General features: G+C 68.6%; 16 protein-coding genes. 6 read left to right on the top strand and 10 right to left on the bottom strand.

Features of this window, described 5'->3' with window-relative positions; all coding sequences use genetic code 11:
• Genes LOS8367_RS16055 through LOS8367_RS16045 form a run of 3 tightly spaced genes read right to left on the bottom strand, consistent with a single transcriptional unit; the run spans position 1 to position 1,936 of the window.
• Positions 1-405, bottom strand: a complete 405-nt coding sequence (locus LOS8367_RS16055; RefSeq protein WP_207569282.1) for a type II toxin-antitoxin system VapC family toxin — start codon at positions 403-405, stop codon at positions 1-3.
• The gene (locus LOS8367_RS16050) at positions 402-650 is read right to left on the bottom strand and encodes a type II toxin-antitoxin system Phd/YefM family antitoxin (protein WP_085897556.1); all 249 of its coding nucleotides are present in this window, start codon (positions 648-650) and stop codon (positions 402-404) included. Before LOS8367_RS16050 ends, LOS8367_RS16055 begins: the two co-directional genes overlap by 4 nt.
• A gap of 53 nt (positions 651-703) precedes the next feature.
• On the bottom strand, positions 704-1,936 hold the full coding sequence (locus LOS8367_RS16045) for a urate hydroxylase PuuD (protein WP_085897555.1): 1,233 nt from the start codon (positions 1,934-1,936) through the stop codon (positions 704-706).
• Between the two features lie 239 nt (positions 1,937-2,175).
• On the opposite strand from LOS8367_RS16045, the gene LOS8367_RS16040 reads away from it, so the two are divergent.
• Positions 2,176-3,138 (top strand): DUF2793 domain-containing protein, encoded by a 963-nt coding sequence (locus tag LOS8367_RS16040; protein ID WP_085897554.1) that lies wholly within the window; start codon positions 2,176-2,178, stop codon positions 3,136-3,138.
• Positions 3,135-3,515: a hypothetical protein gene (locus LOS8367_RS16035; protein ID WP_133056351.1), complete on the top strand. Its 381-nt coding sequence runs from the start codon at positions 3,135-3,137 to the stop codon at positions 3,513-3,515. Before LOS8367_RS16040 ends, LOS8367_RS16035 begins: the two co-directional genes overlap by 4 nt.
• Here the strand turns inward: LOS8367_RS16035 and LOS8367_RS16030 are convergent.
• From LOS8367_RS16030 to LOS8367_RS16020, 3 genes are all read right to left on the bottom strand, one after another.
• Entirely contained in the window at positions 3,512-4,633 is a 1,122-nt protein-coding gene (locus tag LOS8367_RS16030; RefSeq protein ID WP_085897552.1) for a polysaccharide biosynthesis/export family protein, read from the bottom strand. The two genes, LOS8367_RS16035 and LOS8367_RS16030, sit on opposite strands and share 4 nt — an antisense overlap.
• A gap of 77 nt (positions 4,634-4,710) precedes the next feature.
• Entirely contained in the window at positions 4,711-5,202 is a 492-nt protein-coding gene (locus LOS8367_RS16025; protein ID WP_207569281.1) for a metal-dependent hydrolase, read from the bottom strand.
• 80 nt (positions 5,203-5,282) lie between these two features.
• On the bottom strand, positions 5,283-6,005 hold the full coding sequence (locus tag LOS8367_RS16020) for a hypothetical protein (RefSeq protein ID WP_085897550.1): 723 nt from the start codon (positions 6,003-6,005) through the stop codon (positions 5,283-5,285).
• A gap of 149 nt (positions 6,006-6,154) precedes the next feature.
• Here LOS8367_RS16020 and LOS8367_RS16015 point away from each other — a divergent pair, with 149 nt between their 5' ends.
• The 3 genes from LOS8367_RS16015 (at position 6,155) to LOS8367_RS16005 (ending at position 8,718) form a co-directional block, all read left to right on the top strand.
• Positions 6,155-7,561: a phosphomannomutase gene (locus LOS8367_RS16015; protein ID WP_085897609.1), complete on the top strand. Its 1,407-nt coding sequence runs from the start codon at positions 6,155-6,157 to the stop codon at positions 7,559-7,561.
• Positions 7,562-7,661: 100 nt separating this feature from the next.
• Complete coding sequence (gene queF, locus LOS8367_RS16010) at positions 7,662-8,129, top strand: preQ(1) synthase (RefSeq protein WP_085897549.1); 468 nt, start codon at positions 7,662-7,664, stop codon at positions 8,127-8,129.
• A 232-nt stretch (positions 8,130-8,361) separates the two neighbouring features.
• Positions 8,362-8,718, top strand: a complete 357-nt coding sequence (locus LOS8367_RS16005) for a DUF2934 domain-containing protein (protein ID WP_085897548.1) — start codon at positions 8,362-8,364, stop codon at positions 8,716-8,718.
• 63 nt (positions 8,719-8,781) lie between these two features.
• Here the strand turns inward: LOS8367_RS16005 and LOS8367_RS16000 are convergent, their stop codons facing one another.
• Positions 8,782-9,876 carry a ParB/RepB/Spo0J family partition protein gene (locus LOS8367_RS16000; protein ID WP_085897547.1) on the bottom strand — a complete coding sequence of 365 codons (1,095 nt, stop codon included), beginning with the start codon at positions 9,874-9,876 and terminating at the stop codon, positions 8,782-8,784.
• A gap of 1 nt (position 9,877) precedes the next feature.
• Complete coding sequence (locus LOS8367_RS15995) at positions 9,878-11,173, bottom strand: AAA family ATPase (RefSeq protein ID WP_085897546.1); 1,296 nt, start codon at positions 11,171-11,173, stop codon at positions 9,878-9,880.
• Positions 11,174-11,682: 509 nt separating this feature from the next.
• Between LOS8367_RS15995 and LOS8367_RS15990 the strand changes: the two genes are divergently transcribed.
• Positions 11,683-12,369, top strand: coding sequence for a hypothetical protein (locus LOS8367_RS15990; RefSeq protein ID WP_085897545.1), 687 nt, complete (start codon positions 11,683-11,685; stop codon positions 12,367-12,369).
• 3 nt (positions 12,370-12,372) lie between these two features.
• On the opposite strand, the gene LOS8367_RS15985 is transcribed toward LOS8367_RS15990, so the two are convergent.
• A complete protein-coding gene (locus tag LOS8367_RS15985; RefSeq protein ID WP_085897544.1) occupies positions 12,373-12,708 on the bottom strand; it encodes a hypothetical protein in 336 nt (111 codons plus the stop codon).
• A 55-nt stretch (positions 12,709-12,763) separates the two neighbouring features.
• Complete coding sequence (locus LOS8367_RS15980) at positions 12,764-13,915, bottom strand: cytochrome P450 family protein (protein WP_085897543.1); 1,152 nt, start codon at positions 13,913-13,915, stop codon at positions 12,764-12,766.
• Positions 13,916-14,032: the final 117 nt, after the last annotated feature.

Genomic DNA, 14,032 nt, shown 5'->3' with positions numbered 1-14,032 from the left:
TCAGAACGGGTCGAGGATCGGCACGCCGGTCGGCTCGAAATCCGAGACGTTGCCGGTGACCACCGTCGCCCCGTGCGCCAGCGCGGTGGCGGCGATCATCAGGTCGGCGCCGCCATGGCCGATCCCGGCCGAAAGCCGCCCCCAGATCCGCGCCTCCTCGGCACCGAACGGCAGGATGCGATCCGAGAACAGCCGCGCCGTCCGGTCGAGCCAACCGCGCAGATCGGCGGCAAAGCCTGGATCGCGGCCTTCCTGGCGCGCGATGCCGCGCTCGATCTCGCCCAAGGTCACGGCGCTGAGGAACAGCGCTTCTTCCGGCTGGGCCCGAAGCCAGGCCGCGACGGCGGGGGCACGGCCCGACCGCCGCACCGCCGAGATCACGTTGGTGTCGAGAAGATAGATCAAAACGCCACGTCGCGCGGGCGCGCCTGCGGCCGTTCCGCGCCGTTTTCCATGCCGGGAAAGTCGAGAAGGTGCTCGGCGAAGCTGCCGCGTTCGGCCCCCGCCGCCGCGACGAGACGCGCATATTCGGCGGCCGACAATACCACCACCGCGGGCTTGCCGCGCCGCGTCACCTCCTGCGGGGCACCGGCGAGGGCCGCATCCACCACCGCGCTGAACCGGTTCTTCGCGTCCTGGAGGCTCCACATGACCGCCACTCCTGTCTAGATACCTGTCTAGATAGGAGTATATGCGGCGCGGTTCAAGCCCCCTGCCCCGCCTTGAACCAGCGCACCAGAGCGCGGCGATCCTCCTCGGAGATGTCGGTGACGTTGGCGGGCGGCATCGCGTGGCTGACCCCGGCCTGCAGGTAGATGGCGCGGGCATTCTGGGCAATGTCCTGCGGCGTCTCCAGCACCACCCCCTTGGGGGCCCAGCGGATGCCGTCCCAGACCGGCTCGCGCGCATGGCACATCGAGCAGCGCCCGACCACGATCTGCTCCGCCTCGTGGAAGCCCTCCGCCTCCGCGAAACGCTGCTCATAGGCGGTCATGGGCCGCGCCTCGGCCTCCTCGTAGCTGCCCCACATCGGGGCGGTCGAGAGCCAGGCGAGGATCAGAAACAGGATGACGGTGACGCCCCATGTCCAATGCGGCCCCTTGCCAGTGGCGTGCATGGTGTTGAAGTAGTGCCGGATCGTGACGCCCATTAGGAACACCAGCGACGCGATGATCCACGAATACTCGGTGGCGAAGGCCAGCGGGTAGTGGTTCGACAGCATCAGGAATACGACCGGCAGGGTCAGGTAGTTGTTGTGCGTGCTGCGCAGCTTGGCGATCTTGCCGTATTTCGGATCCGGCTTGCGCCCGGCCTTGAGATCGGCGACCACGATGCGCTGGTTCGGCATGATGATCAGGAACACGTTGGCGGTCATGATCGTCGCGGTGAAGGCGCCGAGATGCAAAAGCGCCGCGCGGCCGGTGAAGACCTGGTTGTAGCCCCAGCTCATCGCGACGAGCAGCGCGAACAGAAGCACCATCAGCAGCGTCGGACGATTGCCCAGCCCGGACTTGCACAGCCGGTCATAGACCAGCCAGCCGATGGTCAGCGAGCCCGCCGAGAGCGCGATCGCCTGCCACACCGCGAGATCGGCGCGGGACGGGTCGATCAGGTACAGCTCCGCCCCGACCCAGTAAACGATCATCAACAGCGCCGCGCCCGAAAGCCAGGTCGCGTAGCTCTCCCATTTGAACCATGTCAGGTGTTCGGGCATCGCGTCGGGCGCCACGAGATATTTGCGGATGTGGTAGAAACCGCCGCCATGCACCTGCCACTCCTCGCCATGCGCGCCGGGCGGCAGGTCGGGGGCCTTTCTCAGGCCGAGATCGAGCGCCACGAAATAGAAGGACGAGCCGATCCAGGCGATGGCGGTGATGACGTGAAGCCAGCGCACGGCAAAACCGGCCCAGTCCCACAGGATTGCGAAATCGTGCATCTCGTCCTCTCGTTATGGCGAGGGCCACTCTAGCGAGAGGCGCCGCGCGACGCCAAGCCATGGCGCGGCAGAGCAGTTTCAAACGAAACCGGACAATCCCGCACCGCCCTGCCCGTTCCCGATATTCGGGCGTTCCGCCTCGGCCGCGCGCGAGTGTGCAACGCGCGCCCCGGTCACGCGACGTTGCGACCCCGATCCTATGCTCGCGCCCATGCCACGCCCCGCTCAAAGAGGACGCCATGCCCCAGATCTCGGCCATATTGTCGCTGCCCTACATCCAGCCCGGGCAGGCGCAAAAGCACGTCACCCATAACGAGGCGATCCAGCGCCTCGACGCGCTGGTGCAGCCGGTCGTGGCGGATCGCGATCGCGGCGCGCCGCCATCCATCCCCGAGAGGGGCGCGCGCCACGTCGTGGCCGATGGCGCCGCCGGCGACTGGGCCGGGCAATCGGGCCGCATCGCGATCTGGGATGGCGGCGCCTGGTTGTTCGAGACCCCCCTGCCCGGCTGGCGCGTCCATTGCCTCGCCGAGGCGACCGAGCTGATCTTTGGCGCGTCCGGCTGGGAGAGCCAGGCCGAGCGACCGCTCGAAGCGGCACGCCTCGGCCTCAATGCCGAAGCGGATGCGAATGATCTGCTCAGCGTCTCGGCGCCTTCGACGCTTCTCAACCACGATGGCGCGGGACACCGGCTGAAGCTCAATCGTGCCGGCGCGTCGGACACCGCCTCGCTGCTGTTCCAGACCGGTTTTGCGGGCGGGGCCGAGATGGGGCTCGCCGGCGAGGCTGATTTCTCGATCAAGACCAGCGCCGACGGTTCGGGCTGGATCACCGCGCTGCGGCTCTCCTCGACCGACGGGCACGCCTCAGGGGCGGCGGTGCAGTCGGATTTGCTCGACGCGACGCCGGGGCGGCTCGTGGCCGTGGGCGGTTTCGGCCTCGGCGCGACGGCGGCACCGCGCGTGGCCGACGCCGATGCGGCCCTTGCCTCCGGGCTCTATGCAATGGACCTGCCGGCCCCCGCCACGCCGGCAGAAAGCAGCGGCCCGGCCATCCTCTCGGTCTCGGCGCATGGGCCGCAGGAGGTGGCGCAGCGCCTGTGCGAGACCGCCACCGGGCGGGCCGCGCCCGGGCTGGCGGGGTTTGGCAGGGCTGGCGCCGGGAGATCGGGCAGGCTGACCTGCTGGGCCCGGTGGGCTTGAGCGACGGGCTGCCGAGCGGCGCGGTGTTCGAGACCGGGACCACGCCGGGCGGCAGCTATCTGCGGTTCGCCGACGGCACCCAGATCGCCTGGTGCGACGAGGCGCTCTTCGCCCGGGTCTCGACCGAGCGGCTGGAGCATGTCTGGAGCTTTCCCGCCCCGTTTTCCGCAACGCCGCAGGTCAGCGCGACACTGCCCGGGATTGAGTCGGCCTATGCCGGGCTCGCCCCCGGCGATATCGGCGGGCTGATGCAGGAGACCGGCAGCGCCTCGGCGGCGCTGCGATTGCCCCGCGTCGCGGGCGCCGCCGGCTTCGCGGCCGGGGCGCAGGTGGCGGGGCTGCGGCTTCTGGCGATCGGTCGCTGGACCGGCGGTTAGAAGCTGACGCCGACCCGGCTCGCCAGCCCGAGGCTGGTGCCGAGCAGGCCGAAGATCGTCGTCGCCGAGGTTACCGGGCTCTCGGTCGCATAGACGAGGTCACCGGGCAGGATCTCGAATTCGCCCGCGCTGAACAGCCCGTCGGCAGAGGTCAGATCGATGGTGAAGACGACCCGGCTCTGATCCGGTCCCCCGGCGCCGGGGGTCACGGCCTGCGCCGGGTAGCGGCGCAGCACCAGGATGCCACCCGGGTCGGCGCGGCTATCGGAGACGCCGCCGATGATTGCCATCGCCTCGAGCGCGTCGAGCCGGTCCTCGGTGAAGTAATGCACGGACTCGGTGCCTGCCGCGCCGAGCGACAGGAACTTGCGGTCGTCCGCCTCGACATGGATCTTGTCCCCGCCCTTCAGCGTGGTGTCGAGACGTGGGTTACCTAGCAGCCGCTCGACCGAGGTGCCGTAGATGCGGCCGTCGCGGGTCAGCCGGATCTGCGGGTTGCGCAGGCTCTTATCGACACCACCGCCCTCGGCGATCAGCCCCATCACCGTGAAGTCGTTGTCGGGCAACGGATAGCTGCCGGGCTGCGCCACGCCGGCAACGAGGCTGACCGTGTTCTGTCGCCCTTCGGCAAAGCCGAGCTGCACCTGCGCCGATGGCGTGACATCGGCATATTCTGCCTCGACCCGGTCGCGCGCGGTCTCGGGGCTCATGCCAGACACCTTGATCGTGCCGACATAGGGCAGGAACACCGTGCCATTGGCGCCGACGCGTTGCTCGGGCAAGGACACGAAGCGCTGCCCCGGGGCGGTCAGCAGGCCGTTCTCCTCGGTGCTCCAGATGGTGATGCTGAGGCTGTCGCCGGGCGCGATGATCCGGGTCTGCGGCTGGTCGACCCGCTCGATCCAGGAATGCCCGGTGCCGCCATTGCCGGGCCAGGCCGCATAGACCGGCAGCAAGGCCCGGGTCACCGGCGCGACCTCGAAGTCCCGCACCTGTTCCGCGCCGAGGGTCTGGGTCTGCAGGATCTCGCTGCGCAGCGCCGCGCCGCGCGGCAGAGAGCCGCAGGCCGCCAACAGAAGGACGAGCCCGAACAGGACGGGGAGACGCGCTGATGCCATGCCGATGATCCGTTGCCTGCCTTGTTTTGCGCCAACCTACCGCAGCAGGGTGCCCAAGGAAACACCGCACGCGCGCATCAGACGAGACGCCAGCCCAACTGAACGGCATAGAGGGTCACCCAAGGCAGGATCACGAGGTTCTCCAAGGGTCCGTTGACCTTGACCAATCGCAGCCCGGCCTTGCGTTCGCTGAGCGGCCAGAGCAGCGGCACGCCGGCGCCGCGCGCGGTGAAACGGGTACCATGTCCGAAGCTGACCGCATCGGCCGCGAGATGGGTCGCGATTCCCGCGCCGAACGCCAGCCCCACCGGCGGCGAGACGATCCACATCGCGGCCGTCGCCAGGATCAGGAACACCGCCGAATGGGTGCCGCCTCGATGCCCGAAGGTCATCAGGATGATCCGCGACAACGGCCAGAGCCTGCGACCGAGCTTGCTATAGGGCGTATCGACATCCGGCAGGATCGCACCGATCAGCGCCGCCGCCATGATCGGCAGGCCGAGGCGCGGCGTCGCGGCGGCCAGATGCACCCCCGCGACCGCGCCGAGCGCCAGATGCGTGCGTCCCATCATCGCCGCCGATTCCCTTTTCGTTCCGCCGGATGGCCTCATGTAGCGGCTCGGGCGAAGAAGGCCAGCGGACCGCCGCGTCAGCGCGCGTCTACCGGGATGTACTCGTAATAGAACGGGTCGCTGTCGATGAAGCGGTAGAGCGCGTCGGCGCCTTCCGGACGCTGGACCGGGAAATTGCGCCCGCTCTCGCGTGCCGCCGAAAGCACCGCCTCAACGGCAGCCGCGCTGCCGGGCCCCCAGACCCCGTCGACCGGCCCCGAGAGCAGCCCCGCGTCGCGCAGCCGGCCTTGCACGTTGCGGCGGCGGTATTCGGGCAGCCGAGCGAAGCCCTCGGCGATGCCGCGTGCCCGCTCCTCGGCGCGGCTGGTCTCATCCTCGTCCTGCCCGTTCTCCGGCGGCGCCACGGCTGGCGCGGTGTCCTCGCGACCCAGCGCGGCGCGCAGGTCGTTCAGCACCTCGTCGTTTCCGCCTTCGGCGGCGATGGCAGCCTGACCTTCGGCCCTGAAGATGCCGATCGAGGTCAGGAGTTGGCGTTCGATGCAAGCGGCGTCGCCCACGCAGGCCTGTCGCCGTTCGAGCTGGATATCGGCGATGCGCCGTGCCTCGGCCTCGCCGATCCGGTCGACGAGCTGGCCATAGACGCCGACCATGCGCTGTTCGAGTTCGGCCAGCCCGGGTGAGGCGCAGATCGTCCGCTCGGTGGCGGTGCGCGCGTCGTCGCAGTCGAAGGATGGCTGGGCGGCCAGGCCGGTCGGCATCGCCGTCATGAGACCGAGGGCGAGGAAGGTCGCTTTGTGCATCGTCATGCTCCTTCGAAGGGCTCTTCGCGGACCAATCGCGTGACCCGGCTTCTCGTTCCCCGTTGGCTGGCAAGCACAGCCAGAGGTTGTCCGCCCCCCGCCCTGCTGACATAGTCGCCGCGATTTCTCGCAGCATGAGCAGGATGGACATGCCTCCCAAATTCGGAACCAGCGGCCTGCGTGGCCTCGTCACCGATCTCACCGATGACCTCGTCCATGCGCATGTCCGGGCCTTCCTCGCGGCCTGCCCGCATGGTGGCGCGGTGCATGTCGGCCGCGACCTGCGCGACAGCTCGCCGCGCATCGCCGCCACGGTGATCGCGGCGATCCGCGGCGCGGGGCTTCTGGCGGTCGATTGCGGTGCGGTGCCGACACCGGCGCTGGCGATGTCAGCGATGGCGCGCGGCCATGCGGCGGTGATGGTCACCGGGAGCCACATCCCGGCCGATCGCAACGGGCTGAAGTTCTACCTGCCCTCCGGCGAGATCGCCAAGACCGACGAGGCCGCGATCCTCGCCGCGCTGAACGAGGGCGGCGCGCCGGACGGCGCCACCGAGGGCGCGCTCGAGCAGGACGCCGATTGTGCCGCGCGCTACGTCGCGCGTTACCGCGACGGTTTCGGCGCGCAGGCGCTGTCCGGGCTGCGGATCGGCGTCTACGAGCACAGCAGCGTCGCGCGGGAGACCCTGGCCGAGATCGTCGCTGCGCTCGGCGGCAAGGTGGTGCGGATCGCCCGATCCGACAGCTTCATCCCCGTCGATACAGAGGCCGTGGACCCCGAGACCCGAACGGCGCTGTCTGGCTGGACCGCCGAGCATCGGCTCGACGCGATCGTCTCGACCGATGGCGATGCCGACCGGCCGATGGTGACCAATGCACGCGGTGCGCTCGTACCTGGTGACGTGCTAGGGCCGCTCACTGCGCAGCTTCTGGGCGCGCGGATCGTTGTCACGCCGGTCTCGTCGAACACGCTGGTCGAGGCGATGGAAGGTTTCGAGGTGCGGCGCAGCCAGATCGGCTCGCCCTTCGTGATCGCCGGAATGGAAGAGGCCCTTGCGGAGGATCCCGCCGCGCAGGTGGTGGGCTACGAGGCCAATGGCGGGTTCCTGCTCGGCTTCGAGGCACGGGGCCCCGAGGGAGCGATCGCGCCGCTGATGACACGCGACGCGGTGCTGCCGATCGTGGCGCCTCTGGCCGCGGCGCGGGCCAAGCGATGCGGTCTCGAAGAGCTGGCGGCGCAGCTGCCGCCGCGCTTTACCGCCGCCGACCGGGTGCAGGAGATCCCGTCGGATCGCTCCATGGCTCTGGTCGAGGCGCTGCGCGCCAGCGCCGATGAGCGAGCCGCGTTCTTCGACACCGGCAGCGACGAGACCGGAATCGACGAGACCGACGGGCTGCGGGTCGGCTTTGCCAATGGCGAGGTGGTGCATCTGCGCCCCTCGGGCAACGCGCCCGAATGCCGGCTCTATACCGAGGCCGACAGTGCCGAGCGGGCGCAGGCGCTTCTGGAGGCCCACATGACCCGCCTCGCCGAGAGGCTCGGCGCGCGCGCCTGACCTCGGCTCCGGGGGACTTGCCGGGCCGCGCATGGCCCGGCATTAGGCGGAGCGCCCCCCTGCCCCCATATCGTGCGGGCAAGACAGCAGGAGTTCCCCCATGTCCGACAAGTCCATCTATGACGGCCTGACCATGCTCGGCGGTCAGACCGTGCAGCCGCAATCCCCCGAGGAGGCGGTGCTCGAGCGCGTGCCCAACCCGCAATCGGACGTCGATTACGCAGTGCGCTTTACCGCGCCCGAGTTCACCTCGCTCTGCCCGCTGACCGGCCAGCCCGATTTCGCACATCTGGTGATCGACTACGTGCCCGGCGACTGGCTCGTGGAGAGCAAGTCGCTGAAGCTTTTCCTCACCAGCTTCCGCAACCACGGCGCCTTCCACGAGGACTGTACCGTCTCGATCGGCCGGCGGCTGGTCGACACGCTCTCTCCGAAATGGCTGCGTCTGGGCGGCTACTGGTATCCGCGCGGCGGCATTCCGATCGACGTCTTCTACCAGACCGGGGAGCCGCCGAAGGGCGTCTGGATTCCCGATGCGGGCGTACCGGGCTATCGCGGTCGCGGCTGATCGCCTTCGTACGCTTGCGCACATTGCTGACCTAACGTAAGGCGACTCTGGCATTCTTCGGAACATCGCGCGACGGTTATTCTGCGACTGCGGCATGACATAGGCGTCATGGCACCGAAGCGCGCCGGGGCGGCCCATGGCCCCCGAGAGAGATAAGGTCCGATCATAAGGCCCCCGTTGGGGGTCGCATGACCGGGTGGGAACAGGCGGCTCTGTGAAAGGGAGTAACGACATGGCTGACGATCGCGAAGAGCGGATCCGCAAGCGCGCCTACGAGATGTGGGAGCGCGACGGCTTTCCCGAGGGACAGCACAACGCGCATTGGCAAGAGGCCGAGGCCGAGATCGACGCGGAGATGCGCAGCGAAGGGTCGGCGAGCGGCACGACCGGTGGCACCGGCCAGTCCGATGCGGCGGGCGCGGACGACGCGGCCTCTGCCAAACCGAAGAAGACCCGGGCCCCGCGCAAACCGGCGACGAGCAAGGCGGCTGATGCCAGCCCGTCCAAGGCGACCAAGACCGCGCCCAAGGCGACAACACCGCGAAAGCCACGCGCCCGGAAGAGCGCTAAACCGGAAGGTGAGGGTTAAATCCTTATATCCGAAGGGATATTCGCAATTGCAGGCCGGTTCCCCGCGGGGAACCGGCCTTTTTCATTTGGCGTCCAGCGCGTCGAAGAAGGCTTCGAAGGCGCGTTGCAGCCTTGCCCGGTCGAGCGCCGAGAAATCGCGTGCGAGCCGTAGCTCGACCCGTCCATCGGAGGCCGCGATCTTCGCCTCGCCCTCGGGGCGCGGCAGCCGGAGCATCGTCTTCGACACCGATTTCGGGCGCGGCTTCACGATCTTCGGGGCGCGATGCACGAAGTCCTTGAGCACCGCGATCTCGGCCTCGGCGTCACGTTCCGGCGCGCGCGCGAGCATCTCGATCATCTCGTCACCGAGCATCGGGTCGGCATCGACGATCTTGAACAACTCGAGGCCAAGCGCGCGCGGAATTGCCTCGGGGTGGCGGATGTTGCCCTTGGCACCTTCGAGCACCCGGGTGAAGCTGCGAATGTAGCTGCGCTTCTGTTTCAGGGCCGAGGCATAGAGTTCCGACACCGCATCATGCGGTGTGATCTCGGTCTGCTCGGCATAGCTCAGCGCCAGCTGCGCCATCTCGCCGAACGAGATGTCCTTTCGCACCAGATTCTCATCGACCATCTTCCGGTAGAGATCGCGCACCGGTTCCCCGCGGGGAACCATCGCGGCCGGGATCTTCGCATAGCGCTGGTCGCCGGTCTGCTCCAACAACTCGCGGAACGCCGAAAGACGGCGATAGCCCTGGATCAGCTCGTAGCCGCCCTGCCCGTCCTGTTCGACCCGGATGGGGTTCGAAAGCCCGATATCCTGGATCGAAAGCTTCAACTCCTCGATCTCGGGATCCTTCGTCTTGGCGCGATCGCGCACAAGTTTCGAGGTCCTGACCGCATCGATCGCGATCAGGTCGGTGATCAAACCGAGCTTCTTGAGCCGCACATGCTCATGCGCCAGCTGGTCGTTCTCAGCCCGGATCGCCGCTTCGGCTTCGGCCCGGCCACGCGCCGCCTCGGCGGTCTCGGTAATCGCCGAGGCCATCGGCCCGCGCCGCGGCGCCGTTTGTGGCGGCTCGGGTTCCAGCTGCGGCGCGGGGTTCCCCGCGGGGAACCGGTCCGGCTCCGGCGCGTCGGGCGTGAAGTCGATGTCGAAGACGCTGCGTTTCTTGGCCATCTCAGTCCTCCAGCTTGTCCCACGCCGCCACCAGAGTGGCGCGGAACTCGTCATAGGCGCGATCAAAGGAGGCGCGGGCACGCCGCCAAGTCTCGCGGGTCATGTTGCGATAGTCGATCTCGTAGACCGAGCTCAGGAACCGGCCCGACTGTTCGACTGCACGGGTCATCTCGATCGGGTGCTCGGCGACATGCGGGCCGAACACCTTGTGAAACGCCTGCTGCATCGCCCGGTGCAGGTCGTTGTTGGGCTCGAACCGGGTCAGCAGGAACCGGATGTCCGAGAAGTGTTTCTCGGGCTCGGTGCCCGGTGGCACGGCACCGCGGAACCGGCCCAGATCCTCGAGCGCCTCGGCGAGCTGACCGATGAAGGAGGTGGTGGAGTCGTACTCCCAGTAGCCGGGCCCCGAGGGGATATAGAGCACGTCTGCGGCGAAGACAGCGTTCATCGACTGGTAGCCGATCGCCGGCGGGCAATCGAACAGGATGATGTCGTAGGCGTCATCGGGCAGGTGATCGAGATAACGGTCGACGGCGGCGAAGAACGACCACTCCGGGTTCAGGTGCCGATACTGGGCCGAGGCGAACTCGACGAAGGCGGCGTTGGCGCAGGAGGGGACGAGGTCGATGGTGGGCCAGGAGGTCGGCTTGATGAAGTCGGTGACGCGCAGATCGTCGAGCCCCATGCCGGTAACCGAGGCGGGCAACTTGCGCTCGGGCAGGGCGGCGCCCGACTCGGCACCGCGCCCGGCGGCGTTCATCCGCTCGGTCTCGCGGATCAGGTCGCGCGCCATGATGCCCCAGACCGTGTATTCCTCGGCCACGTCCGACAGGCCCATCGAATGCGACAGCGTCGCTTGCGGGTCGAAGTCGACGCAGAGCACCCGGTAGCCGTCGAGCGCCGCCGCATGGGCGAAGTGCAGCGCCACGGTCGACTTGCCGGCGCCGCCCTTGAAGTTGGCGACGGCGGCGCGGATCGCGCGCTTGCCGGCGGGGCGGGGCGGCAGCATCGGCTTGTTCTTGTGGCGCAGCCGCCGGCGCAGCTCGCCGATCTCCTCGAGCGAGTACCAGCGCTGGCGCCCGTCTTCCTCGACCAGCCCCTGCGGCAGCGACGGATCGGCGGCGAGCCGGCCCCGGAAGGTCGAGGGGTTTAGACCGAGGATCAGCTCTGCCACCTCCCAGCTCGAGAAGCGGCGCAGGCTCTTCTCGTTCTCTGGCGAGAAGGTCTGCTGCCGGATGAAGCCCTGCATCTTGAGCGACTGCGACTGCAGCCGGGCCAGGTCGGTGTGTGTGAACATGCGGTCTCTGCCCTCCGGTTCCCCGCGGGGAACCGAAACCGGAACCCTTGGGAACGCTAATTCTTGCGATGTCACGATCTACGCCGGATTTGCGGCGCATGAAAAGCCATTTATGATCGAAACCGGAAATACGCCGGAATCGCGAAACGCCTGCGCCACAAGGCGCTTTCGATTCGCCGCCGGGCGCGAGTGGTCAGGAGGTAATGGCCGGGGAAGAGGGGACAGACCTCACCCATAAGAAGGCCGATAGGGGGACATTTCCAGCCCAATAGGGGACACGCAGTATGTCCCCCAATACCAATACATACCGATTTCCAACCGGAAATTGGATTGGTGCAGAGGGCCATTCCGGAGTCGGCTTGACAGAATCGTGTTTCCGGACGCAAATCAGGCCATGCCGGGGAAAGACGTTGGGAAGCGATGTCCGAGCCGGGGAGCAGACGTCGCCGGTCGATCCGTACCGGGGCGTTCAGGGTACCGCCTCGACCGGCGGCAGGACAGGGCGCGCCATGTTAATGACAAAGGCCGTGGGCCGGGGGGCGGCGGCTCGTAAATACGACATCCTCACCGCCCTCGGTGCGCATGCGCTCGCCGGAGGCCGGACCGAGCAGGTGCTTGCGCTGCGGCTGATGACGCTGATCACCGCGCGCTACAACTGGGGCCGCGACGAACTCGCGGTCGGCCAGCGCGAGATCGCCCGGCTCTGGTCCGTGGACGAGCGCACGGTCAAGCGCGAGATGGCCAAGCTGCGGGGCAGGGGATGGCTCGAGCTGAGCCGCGCTGGCGCGCGCGGTCGCGTCGCGGAATACCGGCTCGGCATTGAGCGGCTGCTCGCCGACACGCGGCCGGAATGGGACCGTGTCGGTCCCGACTTCGCGCATCGGCTCGAAGGGTCTGAGGATGACGGCAAGGTGGTGCCGCTGCCGATCAGGGGAGAGGTTCCGCCGCCCGACCTGTCGGCCGGGACCGAGTGGGCCCTCGCGCAGGCGGTGCTCCATGCCGAGGCGCCCGGGCCCTACGCATCGTGGCTCAGGGCGCTGGAGCGCGCCGGGCGATCGGGCGGGCGGCTTACACTCGTCGCGCCGTCACGGTTTCACGCGGCCTATGTGCAGACGCATCTCGCGACGCGGCTGCTGGCGGCCTGCCGGTCGGTGGACGATGATATCACCGAGGTGGCGGTGATCGCCACGACCTGAGCCTCAGATGATCAGCGCGATCACCGTTAGCACCACCGCCGTCCCGACCGTCACGGCGATCAGAATGGTCCGGTTGTTCGCCTCCCGCGCAGACAGCTTCGACGTCGCGCTCACCGGGCGCGGGGCCTTGGCCCCCTTGGGCGCCTGACCGCGCGCGGGGTTCTCGGTCTCGGCATCCTGGGCGCGCTTGACCTGATCCTTGGTGTTGGGAAACCCCGAGGCCTCGTCATCCGTACCGAGCGGCGAGGCCGCGGGATCGGGAAAGCCCTTCTTGTCGCCGGCCTCGCCCTCGTCGATGTCGTGGCGCAGACGGTCGGTGCTATGCGGTGTCTCGGCCATGTCGCGGCTCCTTAAAAATGTCACCGCTCAACAGGAGGCGAGGCAGCACGGTTCCTCAGAGCCTGAGCCGCAGGCCGCTCGCGGGCCATGGCGGTATGGCGGTGCGCGGGATCGACAGATCCTGCGGCGGCGCATCGAACCCGCTCTCGAGCAGCAACGCCGTCGCCTCGGAAAGCAGCGCCGCGGTCAGGGCCTCGCCGGGGCAGCGATGCCCGATCCGCATCGAGCCGCCGCCCTGCGGCACGAAGCCGCCCGTGGTGGCGGGCGCGCCGAGATGACGGCGCGGATCGAACCGCCCGGCTTCGGACCAGGCCGACGGGTGGCGGTTGCTGCCATAAAGATCGAGCAGCAGCCAGTCGCCGGGCGCGAAGCGGTGGCCCTCATGCGAGAACGGCTCGATCACCCGGCCGCCGATCACCGGGAAGAACGGGTAGAGGCGACGTACCTCGTCGCCCCAAGCGCGCAGCCCGACCTCCTCCGACACGAGAGCGGCGCGGGCCTCGGGATGGTTCACCATCGCATGGGCGGAGAAGACGATATAGCGCCCCACCGCCACGATCGGCCGCAGCAGGTTCAACAACTCGACCGACGCCACCTCGCGGGGCAGGGCGATGCCATCGGGTCCGCGATACCGGGCCACGCGGTCGAGCGGCGTCCCGGGGTCCGGTGCGCCGGACCGCGCGGCGCGAATCTGCTCCCGCGCCCAGACCTCAGCCCGGCGTCGCAGGGCGCGGGCACGCAGATGGCCGGGGCCGATGCGCGCCGCGCACGAGATCATCGCGGTCAGTTCCTCGCAGCGCCGTTGCGGCGCGTTCTCGGCCGGATCGATCCCGCACCAGCGCAACGCGACGCGGGTGAGGATCGGGCCGACCTCATCGGCGAGCACGATCTCCCGCGCGCGCCAGCCGGACGAGGCGGCCTGCCATTCCTCGCGCAGCATCTGCCGTGCCATGCGCAGCCGTTCATCGGCCATCAACGACAGGAACAGCAGGCGGCGACAACGATGCGCCACGCCGTCCAGCGTCTGGACAGAGCCCTTGTCCTGCAGCAGGGCCAGAACGCCGCCCGGCATGGCGCCGCGCCGCGAAAGTCGCCCCGGCACATAGAAGGCCCGCGCCGCGGCCGGGCCGCGCAGGCAGGTGACCGGGCGCAGCATGATCCGGGTCCGGAACCCGTCGGTACCGAGCCTGTCGCAGCGCCGCGACACGAAATCATATCCCTCTCTCAGGAACGACAAGGTGCTGTCGACCGAAACGAGGCGGGGGAGAGAGCGGTCTCGCATGGTGATGAAAAAACCATGGCTCGATGCGCGGGGTTCCGCGCC

Origin of the sequence: Limimaricola soesokkakensis, assembly GCF_900172345.1 — a bacterium.
Lineage (GTDB): Bacteria > Pseudomonadota > Alphaproteobacteria > Rhodobacterales > Rhodobacteraceae > Limimaricola > Limimaricola soesokkakensis.
This window is presented reverse-complemented; position numbering and strand designations above follow the sequence as displayed.

Bases quoted from the DNA above. Each gene is read 5' to 3' on its own strand.
- LOS8367_RS16025 (WP_207569281.1), bottom strand. From the start codon at position 5,202: ATGGGACGCACGCATCTGGCGCTCGGCGCGGTCGCGGGGGTGCATCTG.
- LOS8367_RS16000 (WP_085897547.1), bottom strand. From the start codon at position 9,876: ATGGCCAAGAAACGCAGCGTCTTCGACATCGACTTCACGCCCGACGCG.
- LOS8367_RS15995 (WP_085897546.1), bottom strand. From the start codon at position 11,173: ATGTTCACACACACCGACCTGGCCCGGCTGCAGTCGCAGTCGCTCAAG.
- LOS8367_RS16020 (WP_085897550.1), bottom strand. From the start codon at position 6,005: ATGCACAAAGCGACCTTCCTCGCCCTCGGTCTCATGACGGCGATGCCG.
- LOS8367_RS15990 (WP_085897545.1), top strand. From the start codon at position 11,683: ATGTTAATGACAAAGGCCGTGGGCCGGGGGGCGGCGGCTCGTAAATAC.
- LOS8367_RS16015 (WP_085897609.1), top strand. From the start codon at position 6,155: ATGCCTCCCAAATTCGGAACCAGCGGCCTGCGTGGCCTCGTCACCGAT.
- queF (WP_085897549.1), top strand. From the start codon at position 7,662: ATGTCCGACAAGTCCATCTATGACGGCCTGACCATGCTCGGCGGTCAG.
- LOS8367_RS16040 (WP_085897554.1), top strand. From the start codon at position 2,176: ATGCCCCAGATCTCGGCCATATTGTCGCTGCCCTACATCCAGCCCGGG.
- LOS8367_RS16045 (WP_085897555.1), bottom strand. From the start codon at position 1,936: ATGCACGATTTCGCAATCCTGTGGGACTGGGCCGGTTTTGCCGTGCGC.
- LOS8367_RS16050 (WP_085897556.1), bottom strand. From the start codon at position 650: ATGTGGAGCCTCCAGGACGCGAAGAACCGGTTCAGCGCGGTGGTGGAT.
- LOS8367_RS16005 (WP_085897548.1), top strand. From the start codon at position 8,362: ATGGCTGACGATCGCGAAGAGCGGATCCGCAAGCGCGCCTACGAGATG.
- LOS8367_RS16030 (WP_085897552.1), bottom strand. From the start codon at position 4,633: ATGGCATCAGCGCGTCTCCCCGTCCTGTTCGGGCTCGTCCTTCTGTTG.
- LOS8367_RS15985 (WP_085897544.1), bottom strand. From the start codon at position 12,708: ATGGCCGAGACACCGCATAGCACCGACCGTCTGCGCCACGACATCGAC.